Source organism: Gymnodinialimonas mytili (assembly GCF_037544085.1).
GTDB classification, from domain to species: Bacteria; Pseudomonadota; Alphaproteobacteria; order Rhodobacterales; family Rhodobacteraceae; genus Gymnodinialimonas; species Gymnodinialimonas mytili.
Map to the genome: position 1 here is coordinate 539,673 of NZ_JBBIFW010000002.1, position 18,985 is coordinate 558,657.

General features: G+C 63.3%; 19 protein-coding genes. 8 read left to right on the forward strand and 11 right to left on the reverse strand.

Features of this window, described 5'->3' with window-relative positions:
• Window positions 1-21: 21 nt before the first annotated feature.
• The 7 genes from V8J82_RS12145 to V8J82_RS12175 form a co-directional block, all read right to left on the reverse strand.
• Window positions 22-495 (reverse strand): GNAT family N-acetyltransferase, encoded by a 474-nt coding sequence (locus tag V8J82_RS12145; protein ID WP_339975608.1) that lies wholly within the window; start codon window positions 493-495, stop codon window positions 22-24.
• Window positions 492-2,315: a M3 family oligoendopeptidase gene (locus V8J82_RS12150; RefSeq protein ID WP_339975609.1), complete on the reverse strand. Its 1,824-nt coding sequence runs from the start codon at window positions 2,313-2,315 to the stop codon at window positions 492-494. The genes V8J82_RS12145 and V8J82_RS12150 overlap by 4 nt, the downstream gene beginning before the upstream one ends.
• 294 nt (window positions 2,316-2,609) lie before the next feature.
• A complete protein-coding gene (locus V8J82_RS12155; protein ID WP_339975610.1) occupies window positions 2,610-2,966 on the reverse strand; it encodes an AAA+ family ATPase in 357 nt (118 codons plus the stop codon).
• Window positions 2,967-2,997: 31 nt separating this feature from the next.
• On the reverse strand, window positions 2,998-4,020 hold the full coding sequence (locus tag V8J82_RS12160; protein ID WP_339975611.1) for an endonuclease/exonuclease/phosphatase family protein: 1,023 nt from the start codon (window positions 4,018-4,020) through the stop codon (window positions 2,998-3,000).
• Between the two features lie 40 nt (window positions 4,021-4,060).
• Window positions 4,061-4,762, reverse strand: coding sequence for a TerB family tellurite resistance protein (locus V8J82_RS12165; RefSeq protein WP_339975612.1), 702 nt, complete (start codon window positions 4,760-4,762; stop codon window positions 4,061-4,063).
• Window positions 4,763-4,807: 45 nt separating this feature from the next.
• On the reverse strand, window positions 4,808-5,284 hold the full coding sequence (locus V8J82_RS12170) for a GNAT family N-acetyltransferase (protein ID WP_339975613.1): 477 nt from the start codon (window positions 5,282-5,284) through the stop codon (window positions 4,808-4,810).
• On the reverse strand, window positions 5,281-5,895 hold the full coding sequence (locus V8J82_RS12175) for a VOC family protein (protein WP_339975614.1): 615 nt from the start codon (window positions 5,893-5,895) through the stop codon (window positions 5,281-5,283). The genes V8J82_RS12170 and V8J82_RS12175 overlap by 4 nt, the downstream gene beginning before the upstream one ends.
• A gap of 101 nt (window positions 5,896-5,996) precedes the next feature.
• On the opposite strand from V8J82_RS12175, the gene V8J82_RS12180 reads away from it, so the two are divergent.
• The 4 genes from V8J82_RS12180 (at window position 5,997) to V8J82_RS12195 (ending at window position 10,280) form a co-directional block, all read left to right on the forward strand.
• Window positions 5,997-6,560 carry a 5-formyltetrahydrofolate cyclo-ligase gene (locus tag V8J82_RS12180; protein ID WP_339975615.1) on the forward strand — a complete coding sequence of 188 codons (564 nt, stop codon included), beginning with the start codon at window positions 5,997-5,999 and terminating at the stop codon, window positions 6,558-6,560.
• A 38-nt stretch (window positions 6,561-6,598) separates the two neighbouring features.
• A complete protein-coding gene (locus tag V8J82_RS12185; protein WP_339975616.1) occupies window positions 6,599-7,402 on the forward strand; it encodes a TIGR00282 family metallophosphoesterase in 804 nt (267 codons plus the stop codon).
• Window positions 7,399-8,295: a DMT family transporter gene (locus tag V8J82_RS12190; protein WP_339975617.1), complete on the forward strand. Its 897-nt coding sequence runs from the start codon at window positions 7,399-7,401 to the stop codon at window positions 8,293-8,295. The genes V8J82_RS12185 and V8J82_RS12190 overlap by 4 nt, the downstream gene beginning before the upstream one ends.
• 203 nt (window positions 8,296-8,498) lie before the next feature.
• A complete protein-coding gene (locus V8J82_RS12195; RefSeq protein WP_339975618.1) occupies window positions 8,499-10,280 on the forward strand; it encodes an SLC13 family permease in 1,782 nt (593 codons plus the stop codon).
• Window positions 10,281-10,805: 525 nt separating this feature from the next.
• On the opposite strand, the gene V8J82_RS12200 is transcribed toward V8J82_RS12195, so the two are convergent.
• Window positions 10,806-12,578, reverse strand: a complete 1,773-nt coding sequence (locus V8J82_RS12200) for an SLC13 family permease (RefSeq protein WP_339975619.1) — start codon at window positions 12,576-12,578, stop codon at window positions 10,806-10,808.
• A 336-nt stretch (window positions 12,579-12,914) separates the two neighbouring features.
• On the opposite strand from V8J82_RS12200, the gene V8J82_RS12205 reads away from it, so the two are divergent.
• Both V8J82_RS12205 and V8J82_RS12210 read left to right on the forward strand, forming a co-directional pair.
• On the forward strand, window positions 12,915-13,037 hold the full coding sequence (locus V8J82_RS12205; RefSeq protein WP_339975620.1) for a hypothetical protein: 123 nt from the start codon (window positions 12,915-12,917) through the stop codon (window positions 13,035-13,037).
• Window positions 13,038-13,330: 293 nt separating this feature from the next.
• A complete protein-coding gene (locus V8J82_RS12210) occupies window positions 13,331-14,080 on the forward strand; it encodes a YebC/PmpR family DNA-binding transcriptional regulator (protein WP_339975621.1) in 750 nt (249 codons plus the stop codon).
• A gap of 4 nt (window positions 14,081-14,084) precedes the next feature.
• Here V8J82_RS12210 and V8J82_RS12215 read toward each other — a convergent pair whose 3' ends face one another.
• From V8J82_RS12215 to V8J82_RS12225, 3 genes are all read right to left on the reverse strand, one after another.
• Window positions 14,085-15,200, reverse strand: coding sequence for an acyltransferase family protein (locus V8J82_RS12215; RefSeq protein WP_339975622.1), 1,116 nt, complete (start codon window positions 15,198-15,200; stop codon window positions 14,085-14,087).
• Complete coding sequence (locus V8J82_RS12220) at window positions 15,197-16,219, reverse strand: sterol desaturase family protein (RefSeq protein ID WP_339975623.1); 1,023 nt, start codon at window positions 16,217-16,219, stop codon at window positions 15,197-15,199. Before V8J82_RS12220 ends, V8J82_RS12215 begins: the two co-directional genes overlap by 4 nt.
• 175 nt (window positions 16,220-16,394) lie before the next feature.
• Window positions 16,395-17,279 carry an ArgP/LysG family DNA-binding transcriptional regulator gene (locus V8J82_RS12225; protein ID WP_339975624.1) on the reverse strand — a complete coding sequence of 295 codons (885 nt, stop codon included), beginning with the start codon at window positions 17,277-17,279 and terminating at the stop codon, window positions 16,395-16,397.
• Between the two features lie 95 nt (window positions 17,280-17,374).
• Here V8J82_RS12225 and V8J82_RS12230 point away from each other — a divergent pair, with 95 nt between their 5' ends.
• Window positions 17,375-17,980 carry a LysE/ArgO family amino acid transporter gene (locus V8J82_RS12230; protein ID WP_339975625.1) on the forward strand — a complete coding sequence of 202 codons (606 nt, stop codon included), beginning with the start codon at window positions 17,375-17,377 and terminating at the stop codon, window positions 17,978-17,980.
• A 44-nt stretch (window positions 17,981-18,024) separates the two neighbouring features.
• On the forward strand, window positions 18,025-18,933 hold the full coding sequence (locus V8J82_RS12235) for a DMT family transporter (protein WP_339975626.1): 909 nt from the start codon (window positions 18,025-18,027) through the stop codon (window positions 18,931-18,933).
• Window positions 18,934-18,985 lie beyond the last annotated feature (52 nt).

The following is an 18,985-nucleotide window of genomic DNA, read 5'->3' on the forward strand; positions in this document are numbered from 1 at the left end:
GTTTGGATACGCCTCGGCCGGTCAAAGTGGCATCCGCATCACGTGCTGCGGGCCAACCCCGCCGCCCAGATAGTGCGCGCCCGTATCCACGAACCCGGCCCGCTGATACACGCGGTAGGCGCCGTGATTGCGCAGGTTCACGGTCAGCGCCATGGCGCGCGCGTCGGGATAGCGCCGCCGCACCAGATCAGGCAAAGCCGCAAGGGCCGCGGCGGCGATCCCTTGACCCTGATGCCCATGATCCACAATGAAAAAGCGCAGCCCCATATCGCCAGGCTCGGCGAAATCGTAGCGCTCATAATCCCTGTCGATGCGGAACAACCCAACGGGCTGGCCCGCCCCTTCGATCCCAAACAGGTCCATGCAATCGGGCAAATCGTCGAACGCGGCCGCGGGACGCCCGCCAAAGACCTGCTGATCCTCAGGCAGATCAATCACCCGGTAAGCGTTGGCATCCTCCGGCGACAGGGGCCGAAGCGTGACCGGCCCGCTCACCCCATCGCTTCCAATTCGTCGATGAAGCCTTCGATCATGCTCAGCCCCTTGTCCCAAAAGGCCGGGTCGCTGGCATCCAGGCCGAAGGGCGCCAACAGCTCCTTATGGTGCTTGGACCCGCCCGCGCGCAGCATCTCGAAATACTTCTCCTCAAAGCCCTCGGCGCCCTCCTCATAGACGGCATAAAGCGCGTTCACGAGGCCATCGCCGAACGCATAGGCATAGACGTAGAAGGGGGAATGGACGAAATGGGGGATATAGGCCCAGAAGCTTTCATAGCCGTCCATGAAGGTAAACGCCTCGCCCAGGCTCTCGCCCTGTACACTCATCCACAATGCGTTGATGTCGTCGACGGTCAGCTCACCCTCGCCACGGGCCTCGTGCAGCTTGCACTCGAAATCGTAGAAGGCGATCTGGCGCACGACCGTGTTGATCATGTCCTCGACCTTGCCCGCCAGCATCACCTTGCGCGCGGCATCATCCTTGGCCTCCGACAGCATCCGGCGGAAGGTCAGCATTTCGCCAAACACGCTGGCGGTCTCAGCCAGCGTCAGGGGGGTGGAGGACAGCATCTCACCCTGCGACGCCGCCAGCCGCTGATGCACGCCATGGCCCAATTCGTGGGCCAGCGTCATCACATCGCGCGGTTTGCCCAGATAGTTGAGCATCACGTAAGGGTGCACATCGGTGACGGTCGGATGCGCGAAGGCCCCGGGCGCCTTGCCCTCCTTCACGCCCGCATCGATCCAGCCATCGGTAAAGAACGGCTCGGCCAGTTCGGCCATCCGTGGGTCAAAGGCCGCATAGGCGTCGCTGACGATCTGCCGCGCCTCATCCCAGCCGACCAGGCGCTGATCCTCCATCGGTAGCGGCGCGTTGCGGTCCCACACCTCCATCACATCCAGGCCCAGCCACTTCGCCTTCAGCTTGTAATAGCGATGCGATAGGCGCGGATAGGCGGCGACCACCGCATTGCGCAGCGCCTCGACCACCTCAGGCTCCACATGGTTCGACAAATGCCGCCCCATCTGCGGCGTCGGCAGCCCTCGCCAGCGGTCCGAGATCTCTTTCTCCTTGGCCAGCGTGTTGTGGATCCGCGCAAAAAGCGGCGCGGTGTCGGTGAATTTCGCCGCCAAGGCCCGCGCGCCCGCTTCCCGTTTGCCGCGGTCATGGTCGGTCAGCAGGTTCAGCGTGGCCTCGATACCCATCGTCTCGCCATCGACCTCGAAACTCAGCCCGGCGATCTGTTCGTCGAACAGCTTGTTCCACGCGCTCGATCCGACAACCGATTTGTCGTGCAGGAATTTCTCCAACTCGTCGGACAGTTGATAGGGCTTCATCGCCCGCATCCGGTCGAACACAGGCTTGTAGCGCGCCAGATCCGCGTTGCCCGCCATCAGCGTCTCATATTGCGCGTCTTCGATCCGGTTGAATTCCAGGCTGAAGAACACCAGCGGCGTGGTGTAGGTGGTGATCCGATCCTGCATGTCGGACATGAATTTGGCGCGGTCCCCATCGGTGGTCTTCTGGTAATAACGCAGTCCCGCAAAGGACATGATGCGTCCCGCCACGGTTTCGATCTTCTCGTAGCGCAGGGTGCAGTCCAGCAGGCCGCCCGCATTCAGATCCGCCAGCTTGCCCTCGTAATCCTCCGCAAAGCTGCGGCACGCCTCTTCCAGCCAATCCAGATCGCGCTTCAGCTCTGCCGCGTCCTCGCCCGCATACAGATCGCTCAGATCCCATTCCGGCAAATCCCCCAACGGGGCGCCTCCGGCCTCGGCTGCGACGTCACGGGCGGGGGCGGGGAAGGTCAGGCGCATGGAGGATCCTCTTTGAAATTCGATAGGCACAGATATGCGCCGCAACTGGCCCGGCCTCAACCCAAAGCCCCTTCATCTTGGCGGAAAAACTCCGGGGGGCTGCGCAGCAGCGGGGGCAGCGCCCCCTCCGACCCAAGGTCACACGCGCAAAGAGCCACCACCGATCCCGCGCCCGAGGCGCAGCCGAGGGCGCGCGCCCCCCGCGAGGCCAAAGGCGGCGCAACTCCTAAGAGGCCCGACGCCAAAGGCGGCGCACACCTCAATCCATAGGTCCTCTAGTCCCTCGGCGAATCGTCAAAGCTCCACATCGCCGCCCGGGCCAGGCTCCAATTCCGGCTCAAAGGGCGGCGCGTCTTCCGAGCGGCGAATGATGATGTCGCCGTTGGGCAAACGCTCCGGCAATTCATAGGATGACAGGTCATCCATCAATTCGCCCATCCGGTCCAGGAACGGCAGAACCTCATCCTCGAAATAGGGCCGCGCCTCTTCCAGCATGGGGCGCATCTCTTCCATCAGCCCTTCCAGGATCAGACCCATACCCTCACCCAACCGATCCAGGCCGTCGCCCAGTTGGTTCTCATCTTGTGCGGCCGCCGGGCTCGCCAAAGCAAGCGCACCGGCCGTGATCGTCGCGGTGATAAGCTGTTTCATGGGGCCAAGATGGGGGTGTCGGGCCCCGATGTCAGCCCCTCGACACGCCATCCATGGTTAAATCCAGCGTGACAGGAAAGTGATCCGACGCCATGAGCAACGCGTCGCGCATCGCCTCATTCCGCCAGCACTCAGGGTCCTCGAACGGATGCCAGATGCGCCAACCCGCGGCCCGCGCCCGCAACCCATCTGACACCATGATGTAGTCCAGCAAAGCCGACAGATACCGTTTCTCGTGCCGCAGATAGAATCGCGCTGTGGTCGGCGCCGCCGAGATGCGGGAGGTCAGCGCCATCGCCGCATGGGGATCGAACAATTGCGCGGCGGCCTCCGCCTCGCTGCCCAGCACGATTTCCAGCCCCGAGCGCCCGAACAGCGCCTCATATTCATCCAGGCCTGGCCCATCATTCAAATCGCCCGCCACGATAAGCGCCGCGCCCTCGGCCAGATGCGCCTCCACCCGGCGGCGCAGCCAGATGCATTGCGCCAGCTGTTTGCGCCGGTTGGCAATGGCCAGTCGCATCGCATGGGTCGCATCGCGCGCGCCATGGGGCGCCTTGGATTTCACATGGGCCCCGATCATCCGCAGCGGACCGATCGGCGTCTCCAATGCCAGTTCCAAAGGCGGTTTTGAGAACACGACCCGATCCTCGGTCGCGTCGATATCCAGATCGATCCGAAACTCCGAGTTGAAAAACGGCGCCCCCAGATCGACCGGATCATGGCGCGCTCGGACCACATCGGGATCATAGAGCAGCATGATCTCCTGCTGCGTATCGTTCTGAAACCCCATGCACACCGCGCGCGCCCGTAGCCCGGCATGGGCGGCGAAATTGCGCAAGGCCACCGTGCCATCGCGGCCCCGGCTCACATCCGGCGCCTCCACCACCAAAACCGCGTCGGCGTCCAGCGCCTGAAACACATGCACCAGCGCGTCGATCTGCATCGCGCGGGTCACATCGCGCCGCGCCGACCACTCCCCGTCATGCAACAGCGCGCCGTTGTCATCGAACAGCGCATGGAACCACTCGACATTATAGGTGGCAATCCGCATCGCGCCCCGTCTTCCATTGGCAAAAAATACCCAAAATCCCTCAGGCGGCCTTTTGCGCCTGGATCTCCTCCCAGGCGTGGTTGATCGCCTGCATCCGCCGTTCCGCCATCTGAATCGCTTCGGGGGGAACACCACGCGCCATCATCCGGTCTGGATGGGTCTCGCGCACCTGCGCCCGCCAGGCCCGGCGGATCTCGTCCAGCGGCGCATCGGGCGCCACCCCCAGAACCGTATAGGGATCGGGCGCGTGATCGGGCACCAGGCGGGCGCGCAACCGGCTGAAATGCGCAGGCTCCATCCCGAAGATTTCAGAGACCCGCGTCAGAAACGCATCTTCGTCCGGATGATAATCGCCATCGGCGGTGGCGATGTGAAACAGCCCTTCCATCAGATCGCATAACACGCTGTCCGCGCCGCATGGGCGGCCATCCACGCGGAACATCCGCGCGATGCGCTCTGCATAGATCTCGAACCCCGCCACATCCTCCCGCGCCATGTTGAAGACCCGCGCGGCAGCGGGTTCATCGGCGGGCGGAATGTGAAAGACCTCGCGAAAGGCGGTGACCTCATCGCGGGTCACGCGCCCGTCGGCCTTGGCCATCTTGGCGCTCAACGCGATCACGGCAATCGTAAATGCGACGCTCCGCTCGGGCGGCGTGCGCAACCGTTCGAACACCTCCGACAGGGATTCCCCCTGGCGCAGGGCGGCCAAAGCGTCGGTGATGCGGGACCAAAGTGACATAGGCCAGAGTTTAACCTGCGACAGCGCGTAAGGGCAGGGGGCAAATCATCCGTTCAGGCGTTTTTGCATTAAAATCAGATCAATGTAGCGCCCGAATTTGAACCCGGCCTCGGGCACCTGGCCCACTTGCGCAAAGCCCATATGGGCGTGGAATGCCACCGCCGGCGCGTTTTCGCCGGAAATCCCGGCAATCAGGCTGTGGCCGCCCTCCGCCCGAGCGGCGTCCTCCACCGCCCGCATCAGACCGCGCCCCAGGCCCGATCCACGTGCCGCCGCGTTCAGGTAGATCGCGTGTTCGAAGGTCCGGGCATAGCCATCGCCGCTGCGAAACGGGCCAAGCGTCGCGAACCCGACCCAATCCGCGCCCTGCCGTGCCGCAAAGACCGGCTGCCGCTCGATCAGTGCGGCGATGTCATCGCGGCTTTTGTCGGCACTTGTGAAGGTGATCGTCGTGTCGCGGATCACCTCATTCCACAGCGCGGTAATCGGCGCGATATCGTCCGGACCAGCACGCGCGATCATAGCGTAACGCGGCCCTTTGGCGTGTCGAGATCCGCCTCGATCCGGGCCGAGGGCCCCTCCAGCACGGCAATCCTGTCATCGGTGATCAGCGGCGCCAGCGCCGCCGACAGCGCCGCCGCGTCGGGGGAGATCAGCCGCAGCGCCGCCAGGCGCAGCCCGGTATCGGCCAGCCGCTCCGCCGGATGGGCCGCGCGCTGCCATTGGATCATCGCCGGAAACAGCCCGGCGAAGGGCAGCTTGCCATCTTCCGGCACGGCCATGGTCCAGCTCAGATCGCCCCGTGTCAGGGCAATGGGCACACCCGCCCCGTCAGGCGCCAGTGCCAACGCCGAGTCCAGATCATCGCAGCGGCAGATCCAGTTGGTGATCCGCGTCGCGCCCGAAAACGCGTCCAGATCGAACCAGCGGGGCCGGTCCGGCGCGGGCGCCTCGGGGTCGATGGCCACCAGTTCGGAATACTCTCCGGGCCCCATCGACAGCAGGCGATTATGGGTGCCCATGGCGGGGTGATGCCCGCCCGGCAGCATCTCTTGCCCCAAAGCCGCGGCGACATCCGCGGCCCCGGTCTCCAAACCCTCGCAAGACAAGGCGATATGATCAAAGGTCAACATGGACTGAGCCTAGCGCGCCCTCACAGCGGCCACCAGTCAAACCGCCGCCTCACCTGTCATACCAGCTTGCATCCCATCCGCGCGCCATGGCCAATGGCGCCATGACCCAAGACGCCAAAGCCGCCGCCCGTAAAACCGCCTTCGCCGCCCGCAAAGCGGCCCATGCCGAGGCGGCCCACCACATAGTCCGCGCAACCGAGCATATGCGCGCCGCAATCGGCCCCGCCGCGGATCGCATCATCGCGGGCTACATGCCGATCCGAACCGAGATCGACCCGATCCCGGCCATGACAGCCTTGCACGCGCAGGGCGCCACGCTTGGGGTGCCCGTGATTCTCGGCAATGGCCAGCCGCTTACCTTTCGCGAATGGCATCCCGGCTGCGCTTTGGTCGAGGGGCCGTTCGGGGCGCAGATCCCTGCCGAGGGCGCCACGGTTGTTCCCGATACGCTGATCGTGCCGCTTGTCGGATTTGACGCCGCCCTCAACCGGCTGGGCTATGGCGGCGGCTTCTATGACCGCACGCTGGATCTGTTGCGCCAAGCCGCGCCCACCCGCGCCATCGGCTTCGCTTACGCCGCGCAGGAATTGCCGAAGATCCCGCAAGAGCCCACCGATCAGCCGCTCGATGCGCTGGTGACCGAGCGCGGGGTTCTCACACCCTAGCCCTTGCCGCCGCCCGCCCTTCGCCCTAAGCCCGACCCATGCGTATTCTGTTTCTTGGCGATGTGATGGGCCGCGCGGGCCGGGCCGCGATCAAAGACCGTTTGGCGGGCCTGCGGGCAGACCACAAACTCGATTTCATCGCCGTGAATGGCGAAAATGCCACCTCCGGCGCGGGGCTCTCCGGCGCCCACGCCAAGGTGTTGCTCGAGGCCGGGGCCGATTGCCTGACCCTGGGCGATCACGCCTTTGACCAGAAAGACATGCTGCAATTCATCGCGACCGAGCCGCGCATCCTACGTCCGCTGAATTTCTCCCCCTCCGCGCCGGGCAAGGGCGCGCGCCTGTTCGATGTGAAGGGCCGAAAGATCCTGGTCGCGCAAGCGCTCGGGCAGGTCTTTATGAAACGCCCGTTCGCCGACCCGTTCTCGGCCCTCGATCAGGCGTTCAAGACCCTCGGCGGGCAGGCAGCCATACGGATCGTCGATATCCATGCCGAGGCGACCTCGGAAAAGATGGCGATGGGGCACTACCTGGATGGCCGCGCCTCCCTGGTGGTCGGCACCCATACCCACGTGCCCACTGCTGACGCGATGATCCTGCCCGGCGGCACGGGATACATGACCGATGCGGGCATGTGCGGCGATTACCATTCCGTCATCGGGATGGACCGGGCCGAGCCCTTGCGCCGCTTTCTCACCGGTATGCCGAAAGAGCGGTTTTCGCCCGCCACCGGCCCCACGACCCTGTCCGGCGTCCTGATCGAGGCCGATGCCGCCAACGGCCACGCCACATCGATCACGCCATTTCGCGATGGCGGGCATTTGCAGCCCTCCGCCCCATGAACCGCAATCTCGCCCTGGCCGTGCTTGTGGCGATGGGCGCGCTTTGGGGCGTGACCCAGCCGCTCTCCAAGATCGCCGTGTCCGAAGGCTATCGCGATCTGGGGATCATCTTCTGGCAGATGGCCATCGGCGCCTTCGGGCTGGGCCTGTTCTGTCTAATCCGGCGCAAGCCCCTGCCGCTGGCGCCGAAACAGCTGGGCGTCTACCTGTTGATTGCGCTGATCGGCACGCTGCTGCCCAACAGCGCCAGCTTCACCGCCGCCGTGCACCTGCCTTCGGGCATCCTTTCCATCGTGATCGCCACCGTTCCGATGATAGCCTTTCCCATCGCGCTGGCGCTTGGGATGGACCGGTTTTCGGCCCTGCGGATGCTGGGGCTTTTGATGGGGCTGACGGCAATCATCCTCATCGCCGCGCCCGATGCCAGCCTGCCCGGCGGCGGGCAGATCACCTGGGTTTTCGTCGCCCTGATCGCACCGCTTTTCTACGCGATCGAGGGCAATGTCGTCGCCAAATGGGGCACGGCGGGTCTGGATGCGGTGCAGGTCCTGCTGGGGGCTTCGCTGCTTGGCGCGCTGATCGCGGCGCCCCTGGCCCTGGCGACGGGCGAGTGGATCAACCCGCTCGGCCCCTGGTCCGCACCGGATTGGGCGATTGTCGGCATCGCGCTCGCCCATACCGCGGCCTATACGATCTATGTCTGGCTGGTCGGTCAAACCGGCGCGGTCTTCGCCTCTCAAGTGGGCTATCTTGTGACCGGCTTCGGCGTGCTCTGGGCCAAGCTGATCCTGGGCGAAAGCTATTCGCTCTGGGTCTGGGCCGCGCTCGCGCTGATGCTGATGGGCGTCTTCCTGGTGCAACCGCGCCGAACCGTGCGGTCGTTGATCACCTAGACCTGCAGGCGCGCCGTCCAATCCGTGCGTTAAGCAATGGCATGGCGTTGCGGCCCATCGCTTCCCCAAACTGACCCCGACATGCCCAAAATCTGCCCGGCGCAACGTAATCGGCGCTCCGCGCCGTCAGGCGCTTGCAGCGCCGCATTCCATCGCGGATGATGTGGCTCCGGCATCGGGGCCGGGCAGTGCTGGGGCCGACCATGATTGACCTTCCCCTCTCGCAACTTGGCGAAGCGATCCTGGCGCTGTGCGTGCTGGCCGCGATGTTCGGCCTGTTCCTGTGGGAGCGTTGGCCCACCGAGGTCGTCGCCATTGCCGGCTGCGCCACCCTGCTGATCACCGGCCTTCTGCCCTATCCTGAGGCTGTGGCTGTTCTTTCGAACCCCGCCCCTTGGACCATCGCGGCGATGTTCATCGTCATGGGCGCCTTGGTGCGCACCGGCGCCCTCGACCGGCTGACGAAGTTTGCCGAGGCCAATGCCAAGGCCCACCCCGCCCGCGCGGTGGCGGGGCTGTTGGGATTTGTGGCGATTGCCTCGGCCTTTATGAACAATACGCCCATGGTCGTGATCATGATCCCGGTCTTCGTGCAGATCGCGAACATCCTGGGCCAGGCGCCGTCGAAATTCCTGATCCCGCTCAGCTATGCGGCGATCATGGGCGGCACGCTGACCCTGATCGGCACCTCGACCAACCTGCTGGTTGATGGCGTGGCGCGCGCCCAGGGGCTGGAGCCCTTCTCGATTTTTGAGGTCACGCCGATCGGCATCGTCGTGGTGCTGTGGGGTATGACCTATCTGTGGCTCATCGGGCGGCATTTGCTGCCCGAGCGGTCCTCGATGGCCGCGCTTCTGGGGGGCAACCGCGCCAAGCCGAAATTCTTCACCGAGGTCGCGGTGCCCGAAGGCTCGAACCTGGTGGGGCAGAAGGCGGCGGAGGTGGATCTCTTCCGCCGCGACGGGGTGCGCCTGATCGACGTGCTGCGCGGCGACGCGTCCCTGCGTCGCGATATGGGCGCGGTCGTACTGGAGGCCGGAGATCGCGTCGTGCTGCGCACCGATATGTCCGAGGTGCTGGGTCTGCAAAATGCGCGTGAATTGCGCGCTGTGGATAAGCTCAGCGCCGTGGCGACCGCAACCGTCGAGGTGCTGATCACGCCGGGCTGCAAAATGGTGGGCCGGTCCCTCGGCAATCTGCGCCTGCGGCGCCGCTACGGGGTCTATCCCCTGGCCGTGCATCGCCGAAACCAGAATATCGGGCGGCAGCTCGACGATCTGGTGGTACGCGTCGGCGACACGCTGCTGCTGGAAGGCGATCCGGCCGATATCCAACGCCTCGCCGCCGATATGGATTTGGTCGATGTCGCGCGGCCATCCGAGCGTGCCTATCGCAGGGCGCGCGCGCCGGTGGCGATTGCCGCAATGGCGGGGATCGTGACGCTCGCCGCCCTGAACGTGGCGCCGCTGCTGGCGCTGGCCATCGTGGCCGTGGCGGTTGTGTTGCTCAGTGGCTGCATCGATGCGGACGAGGCGTTTTCCTTCGTCGATGGCCGCCTTCTGGCGCTGATCTTTGCGATGCTGTCGGTGGGCGCGGCGCTTGATCATACTGGCGCGATTGCGCTGATCGTGGATGCGCTGGCGCCCTGGCTGGCGGGCCTGCCGCCCCTGGTGTTGATCTGGGTGGTCTATGTGCTGACCTCCTGCCTGACGGAACTGGTCTCCAACAACGCCATCGCCGTCATCATGGCGCCCATCGCCATCGCGCTGGCCGGCGCCACGGGCATCGACCCGCGCCCGATGGTGGTGGCCGTGATGATCGCCGCCTCGGCCTGTTTCGCGACGCCCGTGGGCTACCAGACCAACATGCTGGTCTACGGGCCGGGCGGCTACGCGTTTACGGATTTCATCAAGATCGGCTTGCCGCTGAACCTGAGCATGGGGATTGTCGTCTGCCTGACCATCCCGCTGATCTGGCCGCTCTAGGCCCCCCGGCCACGCCAAGCCCGGCCAAGGGTTTGCGCTTTGCTTCGCAAATCGCCGGGCGGCGCGGGCGCCTCCGCTGCGCTCCGGCGCCCGCGCCGATAGCTCAAATGTCGAGACTTGACGGTGGGAAAACGGAGAAGCCACCCGGGCTAGCCTCAGCCAGTCCTCCCGGGCGGTCTTCCACTGCCGCGGTCATCGGCTCCCCAGCCTGTACCGCCCGACAACGCTTGGTGATTCCGGTTAAGTATTGGTAAATGCCGTCTTCCATTGGCCCCAAATACCCTCGCCGAAGGCGTCGCGACGATGCAGCCGAGACAACCTCGACCATGTTGGATGCGCCGAGGATTTGCGTTCGGCGCTTTTGGGGTGTGGCGGTTTCTTTGGGTATTTGGAGCCAATGGAAGAGGGGTGTGCTCACCGATCACTCCTCTAGGCTCGGTTGCCTTTGGTTCAGGCGCGCGAGCTGAAGGCGAGCGCGCCCCCGGGCGATTTGCGAAGCAAAGCGCAATCCCTAGAGTGCTCAGTTTACAAGGGCCAGACCACGAGGATTGTGGGAATAGAGACCGAAATCACCAGCACCTCCAGGGGCAGGCCCATGCGCCAGTAATCTCCGAACCGGTAGCCGCCGGGCCCCAGGATCAGCGTGTTGTTCTTATGGCCGATCGGGGTGAGGAAGGCGGCCGAGGCCGCGACGGCGACCGCCATCAAAAACGGATCGGGAGAAACGCCCAGAGACTGCGCCATGGTGATCCCGACCGGGGCCGCAACGATTGCGGTTGCGGTGTTGTTGAGCACATCTGACATGGTCATCGTCACCACCATCAGCACGGTCAGGATCGCCCAGGCGGGCAGGCCCTCGGTCAGGCCGATCAAAGCGCCTGCGATCAACTCGGTGCCGCCCGAGGTTTCCAGCGCCGCGCCCAGGGGGATCATCGAGCCCAGCAGAACGACAACCGGCCATTCGATATGATCGTAGATCTCGGCCAACGGCAGGATCTTCAGCAGCACGTAGCCCACAGCCACGATCCCCAGCGCGATGGGCAGGTAGACAATCCCCAGCGAGGCGGCGAGGACCGCCGCCGCGAAAAGTCCAATGGCGGCCCAGGTTTTGCTGTCATTGGTGACCGTCAGGCCACGATCGGCCAGAGTCAGGCCGCCCAGCCAGGTCACAACATCATCGGCGCTGTCCGACGGTGCCAGAAGCAACAGGATATCGCCGGGCTCCACGATGGTTTTGCGCAGGCTCTTGGTGATGCGCGTGCCTTTGCGGGCAATGCCCATAAGAGTCGTCCGGTGCCGCCAGGCCAGTCCGACGCTTTCGGCGGTCTTGCCCGCGATGCGGGCGTGTTCGGGCACCACCATCTCGATGAAACTGACGCCGTCGCCGATTGCTTTGTCGGCGCTCGTATTGCCTTTGGCCACGTCCAGCGATTGACCCACGCGGAATTCGTCTAGCGCCTCGGGGCGGGCCTCCAGGATCAGCACGTCGGCTGCGCGCAGCGTCAGGTTGCGCCCGGTGCCGAAGCGGCGCTTGCCGTCGCGCACCACACCCAGGATCTGTACGTCGGCCTCGGCGGCGGCGCCCTCCAGATCGCGCAGCCGGGTACCCGCCAGCTTGGTGTCGTCGGGCAGGCGCAGTTCGGCGATATAGGGTTCAAGCTGATCCAATTGCACGCCAGCCCCGCTGTCGCGCGTCGGGATCAGGCGCCAGCCGACCAGCGCCACAAAGGTCAGGCCGACGATGGCCGCCACGCCGCCGACGGGGGCGAAATCGAACATCCGAAACGGCGCGCCCAAACTGTCTTCCCGGATCGTGGCGATGATAATGTTGGGTGGCGTGCCGATCAGCGTGACCATGCCGCCCAGGATCGTCGCGAAGCTCAGCGGCATCAGCGAGACGCCCGGCGCGCGGCCCGCCTTGCGGGCGGTGGCGATATCGACCGGCATCAGCAGCGCCAGGGCCGCGACATTGTTCATAAAGGCCGAAAGCAGCCCGCCGATCCCGCCCATGATCGCGATATGGGCGCCAAGCGACCGGCTCGCATCGACCAGGGTGCGGGTGATCAGAAAGACCGCGCCGGAGCGGACCAGACCGGCAGAGACGACCAGAACCAGCGCCACAACCAACGTGGCGGGGTGGCCGAAGCCCGCAAAGGCATCCGAGGCCGGGACGACGCCCAACACGGTACCGACCATGAGCGCGGAGAAGGCCACAAGGTCGTAGCGGAACCGCCCCCAGAGGAGCAGGCCGAAGACCGTGCCGAAGAGGGAAAAGAGAATGATTTGATCTGCCGTCATGGCGCAAGACCTGACAGGTGGGCGACGCGATGGCAATCATCGCGCTAGGCCGTCGCGACGGAAATGTCGGGTGGGGCCGTGCCATACGCATCCAACCGGTCGAGGGAAAGATCCTTCATGCTGCGTCTTTTGCTTCTGATCATCGCCGCCGGGCTCTGCCTGTCGAGTATGCCGTTTCTGGGCTGACCGGCCCGTGACTCACGGAATGTGAGCGCTGTCTCACGCCGCTGTGAGCCAAAGGTCGGGCTTCCCTGCCTATTGGGCGTCGGTGGAACGCGGCAGAGTGATTGCATCAAACAAAACACCCGCCCTTGATCTTGGTAAAGGACCAGACCCATGAACCGCAAAACCGCCTTGACCTTCGCCGCCGCCCTGACCCTCGCCTTGCTGGGCTCGCTCTCGATCGGCGCGACGGAGGCGATGGCCGATTGTTATTGGCCCGTCTATCGCAGCTGGTGATCTCTCCCCGCCATCGCTGCATCTGAAACGCGCAGGCTTCCCCTTCGGCCTGCGCGTTTTTTGTGGTGTTCCGCCCCCTGACCCAATGGCGCGCGGCAGGGCCGCGCATCCCTTTGCCTCGGCCTGCGCGCTGTCGCGCTTGGCCTCAGGTTGGGGGACGCCGTCCCCCGTCGCTGCGCTCCGCCCCCTGGGGCGCGATAGCCCATGGGCAGCGATATCTCGGGATCTTGTCGCACAGCCCGGCAAACCGTATACACCGGCAAACTCCACCAAAGACAGACCAAGAGGCGCGCATGGCCGGCCATTCCAAATGGGCAAATATTCAGCACCGCAAAGGGCGCCAGGACAAGCTGCGCGCCAAGCTGTTTTCCAAGCTTTCCAAAGAGATCACCGTCGCCGCCAAGATGGGCGATCCCGATCCCGACAAGAACCCGCGCCTGCGCCTGGCGGTGAAAGAGGCCAAGTCGAGCTCGGTGCCGAAGGATGTGATCGAACGCGCGATCAATAAGGCGTCCGGCGGCGATGCGGAGAATTACGACGAGATCCGCTATGAGGGCTATGGGCCCAACGGCGTGGCGGTGATTGTCGAGGCGATGACCGACAACAAGAACCGCACGGCGTCCACCGTGCGGTCGACCTTTTCCAAGAATGGCGGGAATTTGGGCGAGACGGGCAGCGTCGGGTTCATGTTCGACCGCAAGGGCCAGGTGACCTATCCGGCCGATGTAGGCGATGCCGATACCGTCATGATGGCCGCGATCGAAGCCGGGGCCGAAGATGTGGAAAGCGCCGAGGACGGCCATGTGATCTGGTGCGCGGATACCGATCTCAACGAGGTGTCCAATGCGCTTGAGGCCGAGCTGGGCGAGAGCGAAAGCACCAAGCTGGTCTGGAAGCCAACGACCACGACCGAGTTGGGCCTGGAAGATGCGCAAAAGCTGATGCGGCTGATCGAGGCGCTGGAAGATGACGACGATATCCAGACCGTCACGGCGAATTTCGAAATCTCCGATGAGGTGATGGAGCAGCTGGGCGCCGAATAGGCGCCTAATTCGGTGCCACAAGATTAGAACGTCTAAGCATCTGTAGGGCGCATATTCGCCAAAATGCCAGAGGACGTTCGAATATCGCGGCGAAAAGTGCTGCTACGATCAGTGTTCCGAACAGAAGAAAGAGTTGGCTCTGCCAAGATGTGTCCGGAAGCATCGCATCCAAAAGCTGCATGGTCGGATAATGCGTCACATAGAGAGAGAAGCTTCCCCCAGCCATCCAGCGGACCCCCTTGGAGATCCTCGATATGCGCCGCTGTCTCATGCGCGCTGCCAAAGCATGCGCGCCGATTAGGTGAAGTGCGGTGGCTAGGGCAATCAACGTGTTCCAAAGCACCTCGTTTGAATAGCCTAAGAGAGTGTGATGATTGAATGGTAAAAGGCTCGCATACGTTATGGTTTCAAGCAGTTCTGGTAAGTTCGAATACCGGCAAAGGGCCAAAGCCAGCGGCGCACCGAACGCCATCAAGATTGCGGCGGCATAATGAGGTGGTTTGTAGCCGTCGGCCGAAACGCGATGCCATACCCAGACCCCCAAAGCCCAGGCAGGCAGAAGTGCCAGGATCGGCAGGCCAATCAGCGCACACAGCAGTCCCAACAATACCGCACGAGTCAGACCGCGTAGAAACACCGCAACGGCAAACAGTGTATAATAGGCAAATTCGTAGCTCAGCGACCAGAGTGGTCCGTTTGAACCGAGGCGCAGTCTGTCGGTTTGGCCTTGCCATTCGTTGGTGAAAGTCAAGCCGCGCAGTGCCATCTCCCAAATTGGTAACGGATGATAGTAGCCTTCGGGATACGCCTCCATGTCGATGCGTGTCCCAATCGAGTCGAAAACTACGGTGAGCACGAGGGCCGGTATCATCACACTTAGCAGTCGAGTCAGACGATTGAAGGTGAAAGTGCCGAAATCATCATCGCGGCCCGCAGCATATGCGATGACAACGCCGGACAATACGAAGAAAACGATGACAGCGTCAGACGCTATATTGATCTCACGTAGAAAGTAGAATTCACCACCGGTAAATCGAATATGCGCCATATGACCGGCTAGAACGGTTAGCGCAGCCAAGGCACGGAGCGCGTCTAGCCAAAGAGAGAAGCCGCGGATCATGGGTCGGCTTTGGAGGCGCGACGTTCAACTATAGGCCGTTTCTCGGATCGACGGCGCCACGACCGAAAAATGGCTTGACTGCTCTCAATAAAAGGTTTGAAAAGCGCGGCTCCAAGCGTTTCATAGGGTTGCTGAATTGGAGTACCATCCGCTTCGGCGACGCCGAAGGTTAGGGTTTCGCGCTTTGCAGGCACATAAAGAGTACCGAACATCCAATCCCATATCGCAAACATTGAGCCGTAATTCTTGTTGAAGTGCTCTGTCGCGCGAGAATGGTGAATTTGATGTTGTGCGGGGGAAATAAAGATGTGCTCAACGATGCGTCCGTAGCTCAGCCAGATATGCGAATGCCGCAAGTTCCCGCCCGCAGCGTTGAAGATGAAGTAAAAGACATTGGCGCCAGCGATCGTGATGGGTGACGTTGTCCCAACGAAGGCCCAGACAAGAACGCCTTGCAGCACACCAACAAAGACAGAGATGAACAGCAGGCGTATAAAGCCTTCGATGGGATGGGCGCGCGCCACAGTCAGGGGTGTCAGCACTTCAGCCGAGTGATGCACAGCGTGAAAAGGCCAGAGAGCGTCCCATTCGTGATGCAGACGATGTGCCCAGTATTTGCAGAAATCCGATGCCATTACGATCAGCAAAGTCGCGATGGCCACGCGCGTCCATGTTTGGGGCGGTAATTGCCATTCACCAGTCGTGATTTCTGTTAAAACGACGAGCACTTTGTAAGCCACTACCGGAGTGAACACCAGTGCCCCGGTTACTCCCAAAAAAGCGATGAGCCGGTTGGTGAGATAAAGCTTGATATCGAGCAGGTTGGATTTGTGTGCGTAGACATCTTTAGGCAGAAGAAAAGACAAAAAGGATTTTCGATCATCGCCTTGCCGCGCGGTGAACCACCAGATGCCAAATGAGAGAATGATCGTCGATAGAATAAAAGGTCCAGAGATGCGCATGTCAAAGCTGACTGCGGTTCCTGCCAATTGCTCTAGGAATTGGACGATCTGATCCATCGCGCCTGTACCTTTTGCCCTTGTTACTTGCACCCTTTGGTTGAGATAAAATGAAGGTCGTCGGATTTTTTGGTGGAATTACGGCGAGACGGTGTCGTTTTTCAAATGTCCCTAAGTCATTCGAGAGATGCCGCTTCAGGTCAGTTTTTGACCGTGAGACTGCCATCTAAGCCGCTCAGCTTTCGTCCTGCATCCGTTTCGCGTGGCGCAGGAGGCTTTTGGTCAGGCTGTCCAGCGCCGATTGGTTTTGCCGCGGGACTTGCCAGTAAAGCGGGGTTTCAAGCGGGATCTCGGGCCTAAGCTGTATCAACCCGCCGCTGTCGAAGAGGGGCTGGACCAGGGCCACGGGGTTCACCGCCCAGCCCAGGCCGACGCGTGCGGCTTCGGTGATGCCATGGGTTGATGGCACGTAATGGGTGGGCAGCGACGATACATTGTAGCCGAAGACCTGGCGCGCCCAGGCCAGTTGCAGTTTGTCCTTGCGGTTATAGGTCAAAGCCGGTGCAAGCGTCAGCGCGCCGGGTGTCACGCCGCGGCGAAAATACACCTCCGCAAAGGCCGGAGAGGCAAAGGCCGCGTAACGCAGCGGACCCAGGCGCGTCACGTCGCAACCGGGCAGGGCGGCACTGCGCGCGGTGATGGCGGCGGCCACCTCGCCGCGCGCCAAAAGCTCTACCGAGTGGTCCTGATCGTCGATCACCAGATCGTAGAACAGCATGTCTTCCTGGGGCAGGGCGGGCAGCACCCAACTGGCCAGGGTATCGGCGGTCACCGCGATGCGCAGCGGACGGTTGAGGTAATTGGGCGGCATTCCCATGGCGCGGGTCACGTCGCGTTCCAGCAGGTTCAGCGTTTCGGCATGGGCGGCCAATCTGCGCCCGGCCTCGGTGGGCGAGGCGGGACGTGTGCGGCGGATCAGGATGGCGCCGACCTGCTCCTCCAGCGATTTGATGCGGGCGGAAATCGCGGGCTGCCCGATCCCGAGCTTCGCGGCGGCCGCATCGAACGAGCCGGTGTCGAGCACGGCGGAAAGAGCGGCAAGGGCGGCGCGGTCAAACATCAAAAAAATCGATAGTACATTTTTATTATCAATTCGACTGATAATGCGGCTGTGGTTACCACCGGGTTAAAGACACCTCTGAAAGTGCTCCCCCGATGCTCGCCACCTTCTCCGCCGGGTTCGCCCTGTCCTTTTCGCTGATCCTCGCGATTGGGGCGCAAAACGCCTTCGTGCTGCGGCAGGGATTGCGGCGGCTGCATGTGGGCCCCGTTGTGGCCCTGTGCTGCCTGTCGGAGGCGGTGCTGATCTTTGCCGGTGTCGCGGGATTTGGCGTGCTGGCTGAGCGGGCGCCCTGGGCGTTGGAGGTGATGCGCTGGAGCGGTGTGGCGTTTCTGGTGGCCTATGGCGCGCGGGCGCTGCACGCCGCCATGACGGCCGACGAGGCGCTGGCCGCCGAGGGTCGCGCGGAGCAGAGCTTGGCCGCGGCGCTTTCCACCACGGCGGTGCTGACCTGGGCCAACCCCCATGTCTATCTGGATACGGTCGGGTTGATCGGCGCGGTCTCGGCCACCTACGAAACCGGGCGGTGGATCTTTGGGGCGGGCGCGCTGTCGGCATCCTGCGTGTTCTTTGTGATCCTGGGCGTCGGCGCGCGAATCCTGGCGCCGGTTTTTGCGCGGCCCCGGGCCTGGGCCATCTTGGACGGCATCGTGGGCGTGACGATGTTGGCCCTGGCGGCGAAACTGGCGCTGGGCGCCTGAGCGGTGCTTGCCTTGCCGGGGGCGGGGTGATCTTGTGCCGCCAGATGGACGACACGCCCACCCGCCCCACAGAGACCTTTACGCCCCCGGACACGCGCCCGGGTTGGGGGCTGTTTTGGATGTTGATGACTGGCATCTGCTTTGTCGCCGTGACCGCAACCGTGAAGATGGTGGGCGACGACGTGCCCGCGGTGCAGGCCGGGTTTCTGCGCTATGTGCTGGCGTTGGGCTTTCTGATCCCGATGTGGCCCGCGGTGCGGCGCACGGTTCTGACACGGCCCCTGGTCGGGCTGATCGCGGCACGCGGGATCGCCCATGCCCTGGCGGTCAGCCTGTGGTTCTTTGCGATGACGCGCATCCCGATTGCGGATGTCACGGCGCTGAACTACCTCAACCCGATCTATGTGATCCTTCTGGCGGTTCTGTTTCTGGGGGAGCGGTTGGGCCCTTGGCGGATCGCTGCGATTGTGGTGGCCTTTGCGGGCACCTTGATCATCATCCGCCCCGGATTTCGCGAGATCGATATCGGCCATCTGGTGATGCTGCTGACCGCGGTGGCGATGGCGGTGAGCTACTTTTTCGCCAAGCTGCTGTCGCAACGTGTGCCCGCCCAGGTCGTGGTGTTCTACCTGTCGATTGTCGTGCCCATCGCATTGTTGCCCGCGGCGCTGAGCCTGTGGGTGCCGGTGGGTTGGATCGATCTGGGCTGGTTGTTTCTGTGTGCGATCTTTGCCACGGCGGGCCATTACACCATGACCCTGGCATTTCGGATGGCGCCTTTGACCGTTACGCAGCCGGTGACGTTCTTGCAATTGATCTGGGCTACATTGCTGGGCGTTCTTGTATTTGAAGAGCCCCTCGACGCCTATGTGATCTTGGGCGGCGGGTTGATCATTGCGGCGGTCAGTTTCATCACCTGGCGCGAGGCGGTTCTGGCGCGGCGCAACCGCTGAGCCAACCGGTCTACAAGTATCCCAGTTTTGTTAACTATTTTTCCGCTGCCGG

Excerpts from the sequence above, each read along its gene's own strand:
- V8J82_RS12150 (WP_339975609.1), bottom strand. The coding sequence starts at position 2,315 with ATGCGCCTGACCTTCCCCGCCCCCGCCCGTGACGTCGCAGCCGAGGCC.
- V8J82_RS12155 (WP_339975610.1), bottom strand. The coding sequence starts at position 2,966 with ATGAAACAGCTTATCACCGCGACGATCACGGCCGGTGCGCTTGCTTTG.
- V8J82_RS12160 (WP_339975611.1), bottom strand. The coding sequence starts at position 4,020 with ATGCGGATTGCCACCTATAATGTCGAGTGGTTCCATGCGCTGTTCGAT.
- V8J82_RS12165 (WP_339975612.1), bottom strand. The coding sequence starts at position 4,762 with ATGTCACTTTGGTCCCGCATCACCGACGCTTTGGCCGCCCTGCGCCAG.
- V8J82_RS12170 (WP_339975613.1), bottom strand. The coding sequence starts at position 5,284 with ATGATCGCGCGTGCTGGTCCGGACGATATCGCGCCGATTACCGCGCTG.
- V8J82_RS12175 (WP_339975614.1), bottom strand. The coding sequence starts at position 5,895 with ATGTTGACCTTTGATCATATCGCCTTGTCTTGCGAGGGTTTGGAGACC.
- V8J82_RS12180 (WP_339975615.1), top strand. The coding sequence starts at position 5,997 with ATGACCCAAGACGCCAAAGCCGCCGCCCGTAAAACCGCCTTCGCCGCC.
- V8J82_RS12185 (WP_339975616.1), top strand. The coding sequence starts at position 6,599 with ATGCGTATTCTGTTTCTTGGCGATGTGATGGGCCGCGCGGGCCGGGCC.
- V8J82_RS12190 (WP_339975617.1), top strand. The coding sequence starts at position 7,399 with ATGAACCGCAATCTCGCCCTGGCCGTGCTTGTGGCGATGGGCGCGCTT.
- V8J82_RS12195 (WP_339975618.1), top strand. The coding sequence starts at position 8,499 with ATGATTGACCTTCCCCTCTCGCAACTTGGCGAAGCGATCCTGGCGCTG.
- V8J82_RS12200 (WP_339975619.1), bottom strand. The coding sequence starts at position 12,578 with ATGACGGCAGATCAAATCATTCTCTTTTCCCTCTTCGGCACGGTCTTC.
- V8J82_RS12205 (WP_339975620.1), top strand. The coding sequence starts at position 12,915 with ATGAACCGCAAAACCGCCTTGACCTTCGCCGCCGCCCTGACCCTCGCC.
- V8J82_RS12210 (WP_339975621.1), top strand. The coding sequence starts at position 13,331 with ATGGCCGGCCATTCCAAATGGGCAAATATTCAGCACCGCAAAGGGCGC.
- V8J82_RS12215 (WP_339975622.1), bottom strand. The coding sequence starts at position 15,200 with ATGATCCGCGGCTTCTCTCTTTGGCTAGACGCGCTCCGTGCCTTGGCT.
- V8J82_RS12220 (WP_339975623.1), bottom strand. The coding sequence starts at position 16,219 with ATGGATCAGATCGTCCAATTCCTAGAGCAATTGGCAGGAACCGCAGTC.
- V8J82_RS12225 (WP_339975624.1), bottom strand. The coding sequence starts at position 17,279 with ATGTTTGACCGCGCCGCCCTTGCCGCTCTTTCCGCCGTGCTCGACACC.
- V8J82_RS12230 (WP_339975625.1), top strand. The coding sequence starts at position 17,375 with ATGCTCGCCACCTTCTCCGCCGGGTTCGCCCTGTCCTTTTCGCTGATC.
- V8J82_RS12235 (WP_339975626.1), top strand. The coding sequence starts at position 18,025 with ATGGACGACACGCCCACCCGCCCCACAGAGACCTTTACGCCCCCGGAC.